Source organism: Streptomyces endocoffeicus (assembly GCF_016741935.1).
Classification (GTDB): Bacteria; Actinomycetota; Actinomycetes; order Streptomycetales; family Streptomycetaceae; genus Streptomyces; species Streptomyces endocoffeicus.
Genome location: NZ_JAERRG010000001.1, coordinates 1477089 through 1493479, shown reverse-complemented (window position 1 = coordinate 1493479; position 16391 = coordinate 1477089). Strand labels below are relative to the sequence as shown.

14 protein-coding genes are annotated in these 16391 nt (G+C 71.6%); 12 read left to right on the top strand and 2 right to left on the bottom strand.

Annotation, left to right across the window (positions count from 1 at the left end; all coding sequences use genetic code 11):
* Window positions 1–41: 41 nt before the first annotated feature.
* The 11 genes from JK364_RS05640 (at window position 42) to ccrA (ending at window position 11343) form a co-directional block, all read left to right on the top strand.
* Window positions 42–827 carry a thioesterase II family protein gene (locus tag JK364_RS05640; protein ID WP_230991314.1) on the top strand — a complete coding sequence of 262 codons (786 nt, stop codon included), beginning with the start codon at window positions 42–44 and terminating at the stop codon, window positions 825–827.
* A 34-nt stretch (window positions 828–861) separates the two neighbouring features.
* Entirely contained in the window at window positions 862–2094 is a 1233-nt protein-coding gene (locus JK364_RS05635; protein ID WP_201848052.1) for an activator-dependent family glycosyltransferase, read from the top strand.
* Window positions 2091–2687 carry a dTDP-4-dehydrorhamnose 3,5-epimerase family protein gene (locus JK364_RS05630; protein ID WP_201848050.1) on the top strand — a complete coding sequence of 199 codons (597 nt, stop codon included), beginning with the start codon at window positions 2091–2093 and terminating at the stop codon, window positions 2685–2687. The genes JK364_RS05635 and JK364_RS05630 overlap by 4 nt, the downstream gene beginning before the upstream one ends.
* A gap of 162 nt (window positions 2688–2849) precedes the next feature.
* A complete protein-coding gene (locus JK364_RS05625) occupies window positions 2850–3764 on the top strand; it encodes an ABC transporter ATP-binding protein (protein ID WP_201848048.1) in 915 nt (304 codons plus the stop codon).
* Window positions 3765–3786: 22 nt separating this feature from the next.
* Window positions 3787–4524 carry an ABC transporter permease gene (locus JK364_RS05620; RefSeq protein ID WP_201848047.1) on the top strand — a complete coding sequence of 246 codons (738 nt, stop codon included), beginning with the start codon at window positions 3787–3789 and terminating at the stop codon, window positions 4522–4524.
* A gap of 1 nt (window position 4525) precedes the next feature.
* Window positions 4526–5788, top strand: coding sequence for a sensor histidine kinase (locus JK364_RS57485; RefSeq protein WP_201848045.1), 1263 nt, complete (start codon window positions 4526–4528; stop codon window positions 5786–5788).
* The gene (locus JK364_RS05610; protein ID WP_201848043.1) at window positions 5785–6441 is read left to right on the top strand and encodes a response regulator; all 657 of its coding nucleotides are present in this window, start codon (window positions 5785–5787) and stop codon (window positions 6439–6441) included. The genes JK364_RS57485 and JK364_RS05610 overlap by 4 nt, the downstream gene beginning before the upstream one ends.
* A 92-nt stretch (window positions 6442–6533) precedes the next feature.
* The gene (locus JK364_RS05605; protein WP_230991313.1) at window positions 6534–7499 is read left to right on the top strand and encodes an NAD-dependent epimerase/dehydratase family protein; all 966 of its coding nucleotides are present in this window, start codon (window positions 6534–6536) and stop codon (window positions 7497–7499) included.
* The gene (locus JK364_RS05600; protein WP_201848041.1) at window positions 7499–8485 is read left to right on the top strand and encodes an aldo/keto reductase; all 987 of its coding nucleotides are present in this window, start codon (window positions 7499–7501) and stop codon (window positions 8483–8485) included. Before JK364_RS05605 ends, JK364_RS05600 begins: the two co-directional genes overlap by 1 nt.
* Window positions 8479–9888, top strand: coding sequence for an NDP-hexose 2,3-dehydratase family protein (locus tag JK364_RS05595; RefSeq protein ID WP_201848039.1), 1410 nt, complete (start codon window positions 8479–8481; stop codon window positions 9886–9888). The genes JK364_RS05600 and JK364_RS05595 overlap by 7 nt, the downstream gene beginning before the upstream one ends.
* 114 nt (window positions 9889–10002) lie before the next feature.
* On the top strand, window positions 10003–11343 hold the full coding sequence (ccrA, locus tag JK364_RS05590) for a crotonyl-CoA carboxylase/reductase (RefSeq protein WP_201848037.1): 1341 nt from the start codon (window positions 10003–10005) through the stop codon (window positions 11341–11343).
* 54 nt (window positions 11344–11397) lie between these two features.
* Here the strand turns inward: ccrA and JK364_RS05585 are convergent, their stop codons facing one another.
* Both JK364_RS05585 and JK364_RS05580 read right to left on the bottom strand, forming a co-directional pair.
* Window positions 11398–12450, bottom strand: coding sequence for a LacI family DNA-binding transcriptional regulator (locus JK364_RS05585; protein ID WP_201848035.1), 1053 nt, complete (start codon window positions 12448–12450; stop codon window positions 11398–11400).
* Window positions 12451–12569: 119 nt separating this feature from the next.
* Window positions 12570–15362, bottom strand: coding sequence for a peroxidase family protein (locus JK364_RS05580; RefSeq protein ID WP_201848034.1), 2793 nt, complete (start codon window positions 15360–15362; stop codon window positions 12570–12572).
* 158 nt (window positions 15363–15520) lie between these two features.
* On the opposite strand from JK364_RS05580, the gene JK364_RS05575 reads away from it, so the two are divergent.
* The gene (locus JK364_RS05575) at window positions 15521–16387 is read left to right on the top strand and encodes an Fpg/Nei family DNA glycosylase (RefSeq protein WP_201848032.1); all 867 of its coding nucleotides are present in this window, start codon (window positions 15521–15523) and stop codon (window positions 16385–16387) included.
* The last annotated feature ends 4 nt before the right edge of the window (window positions 16388–16391 follow it).

The window sequence follows — 16391 nt, the reverse complement described above, 5'->3', positions numbered from 1 at the left end:
GCTTCAGGCGCCCGCCCCACATCAGATAAGGAACGACGACCATGGCGTTGCCCGTCACCGATGAGAGCCTGTGGTTCCGCAGGTTCCATCCGCGCCCGGAGGCCGAGGTCAGCCTGGTCTGCCTGCCGCACGCGGGAGGAGCCGCCAGCTTCTACTTCCCGATCTCCGAGCTGCTTCCGCCGACCGTGGAGGCGCTGGCCGTCCAGTACCCGGGGCGGCAGGACCGCCGCCATGACGCGCCCATCGAGGACATCCACGAGCTGGCGCGCGAGATCTACGAGGCGCTGAAGCCGCATACGGCACACCGGCCGATCGCGCTGTTCGGCCACAGCATGGGCGCGAGCGTCGGGTTCGAGCTGGCCAGACTGCTCGAAGGGGAGCTGGGGACCGTGCCCGTGGCGCTCTTCGCCTCGGGCCGCCCCGCGCCCTCCCACCACCGCGCCCTCGGCATCCACCGGCGCGACGACGCCGGGCTCATCGCCGAGCTCCAGCTGGTCAGCGGAACCGACTCCCGGATCCTCGGCGACACCGAACTGCTGCGGCTGGCCCTGCCCGCCATCCGCAGCGACTACAAGGCGGCCGAGACCTACGAATACCGGCCCGGCCCCCGGCTGGCCTGCGACATCGTGGGGCTCACCGGTGACAGTGACATCCGCGTCACCGCCCCGGAAGTGGCGGCCTGGCGGGAACACACCTCGGGCTCCTTCCGGCTGGAGGTCTTCTCCGGCGGCCACTTCTACCTGGGTGAGCAGAAGGCAGCGGTGGCCGGAGTCATCACGGACACCCTGCGGGCGGCCACCGCCCGCCCCCGACGACCCATCGACTGAGAGAGAACCGACGATGCGTATCCTTTTCGCGACGGTGTCCGAGAAATCGCACCTGTTCACCATGGTCCCGCTCGCCTGGTCGCTGGCCGCGGCCGGCCACGAGGTGCATGTCGCCAGCAATCCCGCGCTGACCGAGTCCATCAAGAGCACCGGTCTGACGGCCGTCTCGGTCGGCAAGGACCACAATCTCCACGAGATGCTGACGCAGAACCGCGAGTCGCTGGAGAACCCGCTCTCCGACTGGTCCACCCCCGAGCTCGATCAGCACTCCTGGGAACAGGTGCTGATGAAGTTCAAGATCAGCGTGATGTTCGCGTACCAGACCTACAACGACTGCATGGTGCACGAGCTGGTGGACTACGCCCGCCACTTCCAGCCCGACCTGGTCATCTGGGACCCGGTCACCTACGCGGGCCCGGTGGCCGCCCGCGTCGTGGGCGCCGCCCACGCCCGGCTGCTGTGGTGCGTCGACATCTACGCGAAGATGCGCGAGGTGTTCCTGGCCCGCCTCGCCGAGCAGCCCGAGGAGCGCCGCGAGGACCCGATGGCCGACTGGCTCGGTGGCATCCTCGCCCGCTACGACCGCACCTTCGACGAGGAGGTCGTGGTCGGCCAGTGGACCATCGACCAGATCCCCACCAGCCTCCAGGTCCCGCTGTCGGTCCAGCGGGTCCCGGTCCGCTATCTGCCCTACAACGGCCCCTCCGACATCCCGGACTGGCTGCGCGAGGTCCCCGAGCGGCCGCGGGTCGTGCTGACCTCCGGGGTCTCCGCGCGGGCCGCCCTGGGCGGCACCTTCATGCCGGTGGCCGAGATGATCGACACCCTGGGGAGCATGGACATCGACGTGGTGGCCGCGCTGCCGCCCGAGGAGGTCGAGGCGCTGGAGAAGGTCCCCGCCAACACCCGCATCGTCGACTTCGTCCCGCTGCACGCCCTGCTGCCCGGCGCCTCGGTCCTCATCCACCACGGCGGCTTCGGCTCCTGGGGCACCGCACTGGTCAACGGCGTACCGCAGTTCATCCCCACCATCCGCTACGCCGACTGGTGGAACAAGGGGGCCTGCCTGCACGAGGCCGGTGCCGGACTCGTCGTCCACGCATCGGAGTTGACCGCCGAGGTGCTGCGGGAGAGCGTCGAACGGCTGCTGAAGGACGCGTCGTACAAGGAGACCGCCGAGCGGCTGCGCCAGGAGAATCTGCGCACCCCCACCCCGCACGACGTGGTGCCGGTGCTGGAGAAGCTCACCGTGGAGCACGGCCGGTGAAGGTGCGCGAACTGGCGGTGCCCGGCGCCTACGAGTTCGGCCCGGACGTCCACCGCGACGAGCGCGGCGCCTTCGTCGCCCACTACACCGAATCGGCCTTCTCCGCGGCCGTCGGCCATCCGCTGCGCCTGGGCCAGAACCACCACAGCGTCTCCCGGCGCGGCACCGTCCGCGGGGTGCACTACGCGGACGTACCCCCGGGCCAGGCCAAGATGGTGACCTGCGTCAGCGGCGAACTCCTCGATGTGGTGGTGGACCTGCGGGTGGGCTCGCCCACCTTCGGCCGCTGGGACAGTGTGCGGCTGGACCCCGTGTCGTACCGGGCGGTGTATCTGGAGGAGGGCCTCGGCCACGCGTTCATCGCGCTCCGGGACGACACCGTGGCGGCCTACCTCAACTCGGAGGAGTACAACCCGGGCGCCGAGCACGAGATCGACCCCTTCGACCCCGCGCTCGGCCTGCCCTGGCCCAAGGACCTGGAGTACCTGGTCTCCGAACGCGACCGGAACGCCCCCCGGCTGGCCGAGGCCGAACGGGCCGGTCTGCTGCCGTCCTACGAGGTCTGCCGGGCGCTGCACGCCCGGCGCGGCTGACCCGGCCCGGTGTACCCCCATCCACCGATCGGTTGATGCGGCCGATCGGCCGGTCGGTGGAGGGAGGATCAGCCCGGTGGGCAGCCGATGGGCCGATCCCCCGGGGATATCCGCCTCCTACGGTGGAAGAGTGAACGAACCGAGCGAGGAGGACCCGGGCCGATGCCGCTGATCGAGGTCAGTAATCTGCGCAAGGAGTACCGCAATCACGTGGCGGTACAGGACGTGTCCTTCTCCGTGGAGGAGGGCGAGATCTTCGGCATCCTCGGCCCCAACGGCGCGGGCAAGACCACCGCCGTGGAGTGCATCGAGGGCATGCGCAAGCGCGACGGCGGCGAGATCTCCGTGATGGGGCTCGACCCCCTGAAGGACAAGGACCTCGCCGAACTGCGCGAGTCCATCGGCATCCAGCTCCAGCAGAGCGAACTGCCCCCCAAGATGAAGGTGTGGGAGGCGCTCGAGCTCTACAGCACCTTCTACCGCGACCCCGTCGACTGGCGCGAGCTCATCAAGGACTGGGGCCTGTCCGGCAAGGCCGACGCGGCCTACGGATCGCTGTCCGGCGGCCAGCAGCAGCGGCTGTCCATCGCGCTCGCCCTCGTCGGCAAGCCCAGGATCGCCGTCTTCGACGAGCTGACCACCGCGCTCGACCCGCACGCCCGGCGCGAGACCTGGAAGCTGATCGAGAAGGTCCGGGAGCAGGATGTGACCGTGCTGCTGGTCACCCACTTCATGGAGGAGGCCGAGCGGCTCTGCGACCGGATAGCCATCATCGAATCCGGCCGGGTCGTCGCCCTGGACACCCCCTCCGGACTGGTGTCCCGGGTCGATGAACAGCAGATCATCCGCTTCAAGCCGTCCGTTCCGATGGACGACGAACTGCTCACCTCGCTGCCCGAGGTGAGCAGTGTGACCCGGTCCAAGTCCCAGGTGACGGTGGTCGGCAAGGGCAATGTCGTCTACGCCGTGATCTCCGTCCTGGCCCGCAATCAGATCGTGGCGAACGAACTCCGCCTGGAGCAGGCGAGTCTCGATGACGCCTTCGTCGCCCTGACCGGCTCCAAGCCCGCCAACTAAAGCCGCCGAGGAGACTTCTGCCATGTCCGGGCGCACCAAGCTCACCTACGTCGAGAGCAAGCTGTTCCTGCGCGATCCCACCGCGGTGTTCTTCGTCATCGCGCTGCCGATCATGCTGCTGGCCATCTTCCACTTCGTCACCGCCAAGTCCGACGACGACGCCGCCACCAAGGCGTCGATGGCCGCGTTCGTCCCCGCGATGGCCATGTCGCTGTGTCTGACGATGCTGGCCCTCAACCTGCTGCCCACGACCCTCGCGACCTACCGCGAGAAGGGCATCCTGCGGCGCATGGCCGCGAGCCCCATCCACCCGGGGAACCTGCTGCTCGCCCAGCTCTTCATCAACCTGGTCACCGCGGCGGTCTCCGCGGTGCTGGTGCTCATCGTCGGCAAGACCGCCTTCGACACCAAACTGCCCGGCGACGTCCCCGCCTTCCTGGTGAGCTTCGTCCTGGGCACCTGGGCGCTGTTCTCCATCGGCTTGGTGATCGCGGCCGTGGCGCCGAGCAGCAAGTCGGCCACCGCCATGGGCCTGTCCCTGCTCTTCCCCAGCCTCTTCTTCGGCGGCGCGTTCCTCCCCAAGGAGGACCTGCCGGAGACGGTGTCCACCATCGGCGACTACACCCCGCTGGGCGCCGCGCTCCAGGCGCTGCGCGACTCCTGGGAGAACCAGTGGCCGCAGACGCTGCACCTGACCGTCCTCGGAGTGATCGCGGTGGCCGCCACCGCGGCCGCGGCCAAGCTGTTCCGCTGGGAGTGAGGTGAGCGCGTCCAAGGACGACGGCGGACGGTGGGAGCGGCACTCCGACATCCTGTTCGGAGGGCTGCCCTACCTTCTGCTGTTTCTGTCCACGGCCCTGAGCCTGGTCCACGGCCCGCCACCGGCCCGGCGGCTGCTCACCACGCTGGGCCTCGCGGCCGTGGCCGCCGCCTGGATCCTGGGCACCTACACCCTGCCCACGGGCCGCCGCAGCAGACAGCCGTACGGCACGGTGCGCACGGCCGTCTACTTCGCCGGGCTGCTCGCCCTCTCCGCCGCGCTGATGGCGCGGGACCAGGTGTTCACGATCTTCGCCGCCACCGGGTTCCTCCAGGCGCTGGTGCTGCTGCCGACCCTCTGGGCGCTGGTGTCCGTGGCGGCCACCTCGTTCGTCGTCAACACCGTGCCGGACGGCTTCCCGCGGGCCACGACCGGCGCGGTGGTCGGCTATCTCGCCGCCATCGTCTTCCAGACCGTGGTGATCGGCTGGATCAACCTGCTGTCGAGCAGGCTCAACGAACAGCACCAGCGGCGCAAACGGACCGTGGCCGAACTCCGCTCCGCGCTCGCCGAGAACGCCGGACTCCACGCCCAGCTGATCACCCAGGCACGTGAGGCCGGGGTGCTCGACGAGCGCCAGCGGATGGCGGGGGAGATCCATGACACCCTCGCCCAGGGGCTGGCCGGCATCATCCGGCAGCTGGAGGCCGCCGAACACGCCGAGGGCGACCGCGAGGTGTGGCGCCGCCATCTCGGGGCGGCCAAGGACCTGGCCCGGGACAGCCTCGCCGAGGCGCGCCGCTCGGTCCAGGCGCTGCGCCCCGAGCAACTGGAGTCCCGCACCCTGCCGGACGCCCTGGAGTCGCTGGTCGAGAGCTGGTCACAGGAGCGGGAGCCGAAGGTGGCGTTCGCCACGACCGGGACCGCCATCCCGCTCCACGCCGAACTGGAGGCCACGCTCTACCGGGTGGCGCAGGAGGCCCTCACCAACATCGCCAAGCACGCCCGGGCGTCGAAGGTGGGCATCACCCTGACGTACATGGAGGACGTGGTGGTCCTCGACGTTCTCGACGACGGCGTCGGATTCGACCCCACCGCCGCGGCGGCCGAGGCCGGCACCTCCGGCGGCCACGGCCTGGGGCTGGTGGCGATGCGGCGCCGACTGGGCCGGGTCGCCGGTACGTTGGACATCGAAAGCGCCCGTGGCGAGGGCACCGCCATCAGCGCGGCCGTCCCCGTGATCCCCCAGGAAGCCGGTGTATGAGCGGAAACACCCATGGTGGCGACACCCCCGGCCCCATCCGTATCCTCATCGTCGACGACCACCCGGTGGTCCGCGACGGGCTGCGCGGGGTGCTGGAGCGGGACCCCGACTTCACGGTGATCGGCGAGGCCGGTGACGGTGCCGAGGCCGTCGAACTGTACGAGCGGCAGCCGGCCGATGTGGTCCTGATGGATCTGCGCATGCCCCGGATGGGCGGCGTGGAGGCCATCAAGCGACTGCTGTGCGGCGATCCGGAGGCCCGGATCCTGGTGCTGACCACCTACGACACCGACAGCGACGTCATGGGCGCCTTGGCCGCCGGGGCGACCGGCTATCTCCTCAAGGACACCCCGCGCGAGGAGTTGACCCGCGCCGTGCGGTCCGCCTCCTCGGGCCAGTCCGTCCTCTCGCCCGCGGTCACCGGACGCGTTCTCGGCCAGGTCCGCAAACCGACCCAGGGGCCGCTGAGCGACCGTGAACTCCAAGTGCTCCGGCTTATCGCGGACGGGGCCACGAATCGACAGGCCGCGGCGGCATTGTTCATCAGCCAGGCGACCGTCAAGACGCATCTTCTGCATGTCTACGAGAAACTCGGGGTGAAGGATCGCGCGGCAGCGGTCAGCGAGGCCCATAAACGACATCTATTCGAATGACACCGCAGGTCGGGGCCGTGATAGGGGTGCCCGATAGGGGTGGGCGAGGGTAGGGGTTGTTCCGCTCGAAGCGGCGCCAATACGGTGGCGATATGGGCCACATCCGAGATCGGCAGGCCGTTGTCATCGGCGGCACCGGATTTATCGGGCGACATATCTGCAGAGCTCTCGCCAAGCGCGGATATGAAGTCCTGGCAATCGCGAGAAAACCCGCCGAACCCATTCCCGGAGTCGGCTTTCTGGCGCTTGACGCGGTATCCGCGCCGAGCGAGGACATCGTCCGGGCCGCACAGTCCGCCGATCTCGTCGTCAACGCCGCGGGCGACAGCTGGGAGGGCGACGAGGCGAGCATGACGGCCTCGCACATCCCGCTCGTGGACCGGCTGGTGGACGCCGCGGCGACCCTCCCCAGGCGGCCGCGCCTGGTCCATCTGGGCTCGGTGCACGAGTACGGCCCCGTCCCCGACGGCACGGCCATCGCCGAGGACCACCCCACCGCCCCCCGCACCCCCTACGCCCGCACCAAGCTCGTCGGCAGCCGGATCGTCCTCGGCGCGGCGGACGCGGGACGTATCGACGGCTGCGTGCTGCGCGTCACCAACGTCTGCGGACCCGGCACCCCGCGGGGCAGCTTCCTCGGCGGACTCGCCCACCGGCTGCGCCACACCACCCAGGACACTCCGCTCGCCGTCACCCTCGTCGACGACCGGCGCGACTTCATCGACGTCCGCGATGTCGCCGAGGCCGTGGTGCTGGCCGCGAGCAGCCCGGTCACCGGCCGGGTGCTCAACATCGGGCAGGGCGACGCCCTCGGCATGCGCGAACTGGCCTGGCTGCTGATCTCCGCCTCCCAGGTCCCCGCCCACCTGGTGCGCGAGGAGAGCGGCGCCGTGCACAGCAAGGGCGGCAGCTGGACCCAGGCCGACATCCGCCTCGCCCGGCGGCTCATGGGCTGGTCCCCGAAGGTGGCCCTCAAGGAATCCCTCCACGACCTGTGGGCCGCCTCCGCCACCTCGAGCCGGCCGGCTGCCACGGCGGCCCGTACCGAAGGACACTGATGCAGTACACCTATCTCGGCCGCACCGCCCTCCGGGTGAGCCGGCTCTGCCTGGGCACCCTGAACCTCGGGGTCAGGGCGAGCGACGAGGAGAGCCACGCGATCCTGGACACCGCCCTGGACCGCGGGGTCAACTTCATCGACACCGCCAACCAGTACGGCTGGCAGAAGCACAAGGGCTACACCGAGGAGTTCCTCGGCGGCTGGTTCGCGCGAGGAGGCGGCCGGCGCGAGAAGGTCGTGCTGGGCACCAAGGTCTTCAACCCGATGACCGACTGGCCCAATGACTCGGGGCTGTCCGCCCGGCACATCATCGCCTCCTGCGAGGACTCGCTGCGCCGGATGGGCACCGACTGGATCGACCTGTTCCAGATGCACCACATCGACCGCCACGCCCCCTGGGAGGAGGTGTGGCAGGCGATGGAGACGCTGACCCGGCAGGGCAAGGTGCGCTACGTCGGCTCGTCCAACTTCGCCGGGTGGCACATCGCCGAGGCCCAGGAGGCCGCGGCCCGCCGCCACTTCCTCGGCATCGTCTCCGAGCAGAGCGTGTACAACCTCGTCACCCGCCATATCGAACTGGAGCTGATCCCGGCCGCCCAGCGGTACGGGGTCGGGGTGCTCGCCTGGTCGCCGCTGCACGGCGGGCTGCTCAGCGGGGCGCTGCGCAAGCTGGCCGAGGGCACCGCGATGAAGACCGCCCAGGGCCGGGCCGCCCAGGCGCTGGAGGTCCACCGGGACGCCGTCGGCGGGTACGAGAAGCTGTGCGACGGCCTCGGCGCCGACCCGGCCGAGGTGGGTCTTGCCTGGGCGATGGGACGCCCCGGCATCACCGCGCCGGTCATCGGGCCGCGCAGCCTGGACCAGCTGGAAGGGGCCTTCAAGGCCATGGAGCTGACGCTGTCCGACGAGGTGCTGGCCGAACTGGACCGGCTGTTCCCGCCGATCGGCAACGGCGGCCCCGGACCGGAGGCGTGGGCGTGGTGAGCACGCTCCAGGAGCGGCTGATCCGCTCCGCCGCCACCGTCGACAGCTCGGTGACCCTGCTCGCCGACTTCCAGCGCTGGTTCCGCGAGCGGGCCGACGCCGACGAGTCCCGGATCGAGATCATCCCGTTCGAGGCGATGCGCGGCTGGGACTTCGCGCCGGACACCCACAACCTCGTCCATGAGACCGGCCGGTTCTTCTCCGTCGAGGGCATCCGGGTGCGGATGCCCGGGGCGCCGGTGGCGGAGTGGAGCCAGCCGATCCTCCACCAGCCGGAGATCGGCATCCTGGGCATCCTGGTCAAGGACTTCGACGGTGTACCGCACTTCCTGATGCAGGCCAAGATGGAGCCGGGCAACCACGGCGGGCTCCAGCTGTCGCCCACCGTCCAGGCCACCCGCAGCAACTACACCCGGGTGCACAAGGGCCGGGCGGTGCCGTATGTGGAGTACTTCCAGCGGACGGAGCGGCACCGGGTGCTCGCCGACGTCCGCCAGTCGGAGCAGGGCAGCTGGTTCTTCCGCAAGCGCAACCGCAACATGCTGGTCGAGGTCGCGCCGGACGAGGACGTCGAGATGCGCGACGGCTTCCGCTGGCTGACGCTGGGCCAACTGCACCATCTGCTGGCCGTGGAGGACCTGGTGAACATGGACGCCCGCAGCGTCCTGGCCTGTCTGCCGCACTCCCCGCTGGACCCCGTGGAGGCCGTCCCGGCCATCGGACCACACCAGACCGCGGGGCCGGAACGGCGGGGGCGGCACACGCTCCACCGCGACGCCGACATCCTCAGCTGGATCACCGGACTGCGCACCGAGCGCGAGGTGTTCACCGAGCGGATACCGCTGCGGAAGGCCACCGGCTGGCACCGCGGCGCCCACCGCATCTCGCATGAGAGCGGGCGCTTCTTCAGCGTGATGGCCGTGGACGTGACGGCGGGCGGCCGTGAGGTCGGCGGCTGGACCCAGCCCATGATCGAGCCCCATGGACCGGGCGTGGCGGCCTTTCTGCTGGCCCACGCCGACAGGGTGCCGCATGTACTGGTGCAGGCCCGCGCCGAACCCGGCTACACGGACGTGGTGGAGCTGGCCCCCACCGTGCAGTGCACCCCGCGCAACTACACCCATCTGCCCGAGGGGGCCACCCCGCCGTTCCTCAGGGAGGTGGTGGAGGCGCCGGCCGAACGGGTGCGGTTCGACACCGTGCTCTCCGAGGAGGGCGGCCGCTTCTTCCACGCCTTCAACCGCTATCTGGTCGTGGAGACGGAGATGAGCGCCGTCCCCGAGGAGCCGCCGCACTACCGCTGGATGGCCGTGCGTCAGCTGCTCGACCTGATCCGCCACAGCCATTACGTCAACGTCGAGGCCCGCACGCTCATCGCCTGTCTGCACTCCCTGGCCGTATAGGGGGGGCGCCTAGGGGGCGCCACCCGGGCGGAGCTAGGGGGTTATTCGGATCGTGGCCGCTGCCATAGCCTCCGGGACACAGAGTGCCCGGAGCGGTACATCGGAGGACTTGTCATGCAGGACATCATCAGCGCCGCGCTGGCAGAGGATGCGGCGGCCGCGGACTTCGCCGCCTTGGACCTTCCCGAGTCCTATCGGGGCGCGGTGATCCTCAAAGAGGAATCCGAGATGTTCGAGGGCATGGCCACCAAGGACAAGGACCCCCAGAAGTCACTCCACATCCGCGAGGTGCCCACACCCGAACCGGGGCCGGGCGAGGCGGTGATCGCGGTCATGGCCAGCGCGATCAACTACAACACCGTCTGGAGCGCCATCTTCGAGCCGCTGCCGACCTTCGGCTTCCTGGAGCGCTACGCACGCACCGACGACCCCGGAGCGGCCCGCCACGACCGGCCCTACCACGTGCTCGGCTCCGACCTCGCCGGTGTGGTGCTGCGCACCGGGCCCGGGGTGCGCCACTGGAAGCCGGGCGACCGGGTGGTGGCCCACTGCCTGTCCATCGAACTGCGCTCACCGGACGGCCACGACGACTCCATGCTCGACCCCGAGCAGCGCATCTGGGGCTTCGAGACCAACTACGGCGGGCTCGCCGAGCTCTCGCTGGTCAAGGCCAACCAGCTGATGCCGATGCCCGCCCACCTCACCTGGGAGGAGGCCGCGTCCTCCGGCCTGGTCAACTCCACCGCGTACCGGCAGCTCGTCTCCCGCAACGGCGCCCAGATGAAACAGGGCGATGTGACCCTCATCTGGGGCGCGGCCGGTGGCCTCGGCTCGTACGCGACCCAGCTGGCCGTCAACGGCGGGGCGATCCCGGTGTGCGTGGTCTCCGGGCGGCGCAAGGCCGAACTCGTCCGCTCCATGGGGGCCGAGCTGGTCATCGACCGGGCCGAGGAGGGCTATCGCTTCTGGAAGGACGCGACCACGCCCGACCCCAAGGAGTGGAAGCGCTTCGGGTCCCGGATCCGCGAACTCACCGGCGGCGACGACCCGGACATCGTCGTGGAGCACCCCGGCCGGGAGACCTTCGGCGCCAGTGTGTTCGTGGCGCGGCGCGGCGGAACGATCGTCACCTGCGCCTCGACGTCCGGCTACCGCCACGAGTACGACAACCGCTATCTGTGGATGGCGCTCAAGCGCATCATCGGCACCCACTTCGCCAACTACCGGGAGGCATGGGCCGCCAACCGGCTGATCGAGAAGGGGATGGTGCACCCCACGCTCTCCAAGGTCTATCCGCTCGAGGGGGTCGGCACGGCCACCCAGGACGTCCACCGCAACCGCCACTCCGGAAAGGTCGGCGTGCTGTGCCTGGCCCCGGAGGCGGGGCTGGGGGTACGCGACCCGGAGCTGCGCGAGCGCCATCTCCCGGCCATCAACCGCTTCCGGCAGGACTGAACCGGTTCAACGGGGCGGTACGCGGGCGTGGTTCACGGCCGTGGCCAACGGGCGTCACGGCTCGCGCCGGCGCGGCGGAGCCGTGCTGCCCCGGGGAGTGAGCGCCGGGGTGGGGGCCTGATGGGCGCGCGGAGCCGTCTGGTCCAGGACCTCGAAGAGGCGGTGCGCCACCTGCGCCCCGTAGCCGAAGACATCGTGGCTCATCGCCGAGAGTGTGGGGTGCGTCAGCTGGCACAGCTGTGAGTCGTCCCAGGCCAGCAGCGAGACATCGGCCGGCACCGACAGCCCCATCTCGGCGGCCACCGAAAGCCCCGCCACCGCCATGATGTCGTTGTCGTACAGGATCGCCGTGGGCCGGTCCGCCGAGGCCAGCAGGGCGCGGGTGGCCCGTGCCCCCTCCTCGCCCGAGAAGTCCGTGGCCACCGTGCGGCCTTCGCCCAGCCCCGCCTCCCGTACGGCGGCCCCGAAGGCGGCCTCGCGGATCGTGGTGTGCCCGAGCCCGGGGGCGCCGCCCACCCGGGCGATCCGGCGGTGGCCCAGCGCCACCAGATAGCGCACCGCCTCGGTGACGGCCGTGGCGTCGTCCGTCCACACCGAGGTGAACCCGTCCGCGAGCGAGGGGTGCCCGGCCACCACGGCGGGCAGGCCGAGCTGCCGCAGCGCGGGGACGCGGGGGTCGCCGTCCCGCAGATCGACCAGGATGGACCCACCGATCTGCCGCCCCCGCCACCACGCCTCCTGGACCGCGATCTCCTCGCGCACATCCCGGACCAGCCGCAGCAGCAGCGAGCAGGACCGCTCGACCAGCACGCTCTCGATGCCGGAGACGAACTCCATGGACCACGGTTCGAGGCCCAGCGTCCGGGCCGGGCGGGCGATGGCCAGACCGACCGTGTCCACCCGGGAGTTGGACAGCGACCGGGCGGAGAGATGGGGTGACCAGCCGAGTTCCCGGGCGGCGGTGAAGATGCGGTCCCGGGTGGCCCGGGAGACCCCGGGCCGGTCGTTGAAGACGAGCGAGACCGCTCCCTTGGACACCCCGGCCCGTGCCGCCACATCCCGGATGGTGACGCGCCGCGGCGGCTCCGTCCCGGCCTCGCTGCCCATGCCACCGCTCCCCGCCGTCCGTCCCCTGTGGACCGCCACACGATAGCGCGTCGGTAAACCGGTCCAGTCGGGTGCGGTCCAGCCGGGTGCGGTCCGCCCGGAGAGCCCGGGGGCGGCGGTCAGGACCGGGACGGCGCCACCGGCCGCCAGGGCGCGAACGGGCCCGCCCCGCGCGGCAGCACCCCGGCCAGCTCCGGGCAGTGCCGCAGGATGACCGAGGTCATGCTGGACTTCGCCACCCAGTCCAGCCCCAGCCGCGTGTACTCCTCGGGCCGGAAGTCCACGGTCAGGAGGCGGTCGTCCTGGATCCGCCGGGTGGCCATGAGCAGCAGCACGCGGAACGCCGACTCGCTGAAGCCGAACCCCTCGGGCGGGTTCTCCGCGTACAGCCCCACCGTGGTGTCGATCTGGTGGACCGAGCCATAGACCGCTTCGAGCCGCGCGGCCGTGTCCGGTTCGCTGGACAGCTCCTCGAAGGAGCGGATCCGGGGAGCGCCCAGCCGGGCCCGGAAGTCGTTGTACCGGGGTACGCCCCGCCGCCGGGCCCGCGCCAGATCCACCACCGGCAGATCGACGATCTCGCCGTCCCGCTCGAAACGCCGCAGTGTGCACGGGTAGTTGTTGAGGGTGATCGCGCCCGGATGGGCGATGCCGAAGGAATACAGGGTGTCGCCGAGCCCCGTCTTGCGCAGCACCGCCTCGGCCGCCGGGCCCCGCATCTCGTCGAACCCGAGCGCCCGGGTCCGCCGCCCGAGGCGGTGGTCGCACAGCTCGACGTCGTCCGGGAGCAGCGGATGTGTCCGGTAGACGGCCATGAACTGCTCGGCAAGGGCGAACGGCAGCTCGGGGTGGTCCGGTACGCCACGGGGGAGGCCCGCCGGCGCGTCCGCCTCGACCAGCCACCGGCCGAGCCGGGACAGCCAATGGGCGGGCGGGCCCTGCCAGTTGGCCTTCGAGCCGAGGTCGCTCAGCTCGGTGGTGAGGATCGCCGGGATCCACTCCACCGTATGGATCTTGGCGATGAGCGCGGAGACCACCAGCCGGGCCGTGCGGTGCGCAGACTCCTCGCTCATCGAGGGATGGGTGCGGCGCAGCGCCTCGCGGACCGCGTCGTGCTCACGGGCGAAGAGCGTGTGCAGGGCGCTGAGCCCCAGCCACCAGCCGCCGGATGGGCCGAGCGGTGGCACCCCGCCCGGGCCCAGCGGCAGATGGCCGTCCTCCAGCCGCGGCCCGCCGCCGTACAGCCGCGGGCCGTCCCACCGGTGGCAGGGGCCGTCCACCCAGTCGGGGGACTGGAAGTGGAGCCAGGCGGCCGTCAGGACATTGAGCGAGGTGGCGGGCCGGAAGCGCTCCCGGTGCAGCAGCTGTCCGGCGACGGTGGCGGGGTGGGGCACATGGATCAGATCGGGCCGGTGGAGCGGCGCGGGACCACGGCCGGAGGCGGCCCCGGCCACGTTCCTCCGCGCCACGGCGGGGTCGCCCGCCGGGCCGTCGTACGAGCGCGCCACCCGGGGTCTCTCCCCGGCCGCGGCGGGGCGCCGCGGCGCCCCGGGTGCGCCGTCCCCCTCGACGAGGCCGAGCCGGCGCAGCGTCCGGCCCAGCGAAGCCGGGTTGAGCAGCCCCAGCGGGGCCGGCAGCCGATGCCAGGGCACACAGCGGTCGACCAGGCCGAAGGCCGCCCGCACCGGCAGGTCGAAGGCGGCGCGGACCGGGACGGGCAGCAGCGCGGTGGGCCGCTGCTCGGCGGCGGGGGGCCGCAGGCCGAGCCGGTGCGCCGCGGCGGCCTCGTACGCGGCCTTACGGGCTCGGTTGAGATTACCGAGCGGACGGAACTCCTCGGTGGTGTGCCAGGGGTTGAACGCCAACTGCTCGACCCGGCGGGCCGCCGACCGGGCCCGGGCGCTGTCCAGGTCCTGGCACGGCACGGTGAGCACCGCGACCGGGACGACCGGCGCGTCGCTCTCCCGCCACTCCACCGAGCCGTCCTCGACGGGGGTGCGGCGGTCGTCCAGATAGCGCTGCACACACAGCTCGAAGGCGATGTCGCCGGTGGACAGCCGCATCGCCAGCTCACGGTGGAGATAGTCGGGGTCGCCGCCGTCGGGCGGGGGAGCGGGGGTACCGCCGGGCGCCGGCCGCAGCTGGTAGCGCACCGGACCGGCCGGGCCCCACAGGATCGCGCCCCGGCTCCAGAAGGTCTCGCGGGCGAGCGAGCCCACCGTGTGGCGGGTGGCGATCCGCAGGTTGCGGCGCATCCGGTCGGCGGTGGCCCAGCCGACCGCCAGCGGCAGCCGGACGAAGAGCCCGAACGCCTTCTCCACCGTGCTCCCCGCGCCCGCCGTGGCCTTGGCGAAGGCCACGAACTCGTGCGCGTCGGCGGCGTGGGACACCGGGAAGCTGGTGGCCTGCAGATCGTGGGTCTCCTCCGGCCCGGCCTGGACCCGCACCGCCAGCCGGCGCAGATCGGGCGTGGCGCCGTACCCCTCGGAGCCGCTCGCGCTGGACAGCCGCACCACGGCCGGGTACTCGGCACCCGGCCGGGCGTACCCCACGCACAGCTCCGGCGGAAGGTCGTCATGGAACCGCAGCCGGGCGTTCTCCACGCCCAGCGCCGCCTTGCCGCGGAAGGCGCGCAGCGGCCGAGGGGCGCCCGAGCCGTCGGTGCCGTCGGAGTAGCGCTGCATCCGCATCAGCTCGTGTGTCAGCTTCTGGAAGCGCAGCCACTCGGCCTCGGGGCTGCCGCCCTCGTACGCCTCATAGCCCTCGTACGCCGCGCCCCCCGTCCCGCCCGCCACCTCGTGCCGTGCCACGTCGTGCCGTGCCGCCTCGCCCATGCGTGCCGTTTCGCCCAGGCGTGTCTCACCGCCGTGTGCCGCCTCGCTGCGTACGGACTGCTGTCCGGTGTCGACCATGGGGAACGCTCCGTACGGGGCAGGCAGGGACGATAGGGAACAAATGAGACGCTAAGGGAGAGTGTGCGAGGCCGCAGCCCGGAGCGGTGCACCGGGGGGAATCGGGTCACCCGGGTCGCCGCGGGTGGTTCCGCTCCGGCCTGCGGCACACTGGTGGCATGCCGGAGCTGCCCGAGGTGGAGGCCCTCAGCGCGATCCTGGCCGAGCGCGCCGCCGGTCGGGAGATCGCCCGCGTCCTCCCCGTGGCGGTGAGCGTCCTGAAGACCTACGACCCGCCGCTGAGCGCGCTCGAGGGCCGCACCGTCACGGCCGCGGCCCGCCACGGCAAGTTTCTCGACCTGGCCACCGACGGCCCCCATCTGGTGGTCCACCTCGCCAAGGCGGGCTGGCTGCGCTGGCGGGACGGGCTCCCCGAGGCCCCGCCCCGGCCCGGCAAGGGCCCACTCGCGCTGCGGCTGCTCCTGGCCGGTCCTGAGCGCTCCGGCTTCGACCTCACCGAGGCCGGGACGCGCAAGGGGCTCGCGGTGTACGTGGTCGGTGACCCCCAGGAGGTCCCCGGGATCGCCCGGCTGGGCCCGGACCCGCTGGACGACTCCTTCACCCCGGAGGCGTTCGCCGGGCTGCTGCGCGGCGTGCGCCACCGGATCAAGGGGGTGCTGCGCGACCAGAGCGTCATCGCCGGGATCGGCAACGCCTACTCCGACGAGATCCTGCACGCCGCCCGGATGTCGCCCTACCGGCTCGCCTCGGACCTCACCGAAGCGGAGATCGCGGGGGTGTACGAGGCGATGGGCGCCACGCTGCGCTCCGCCGTCGAGCGCTCCCGCGGCCTGGCCGCCACCGACCTCAAGGGGGAGAAGCGCGGCGGTATGCGGGTGCACGGCCGCGCCGGGCAGCCGTGCCCGGTGTGCGGGGACACCGTCCGCGAGGTGTCCTTCCGCGACTCCTCGCTGCAGTACTGCCCCACCTGCCAGACCGGCGGCAAGCCGCTCGCGGACCGGCGGCTGTCCCGGCTGCTCAAGTAGCGGG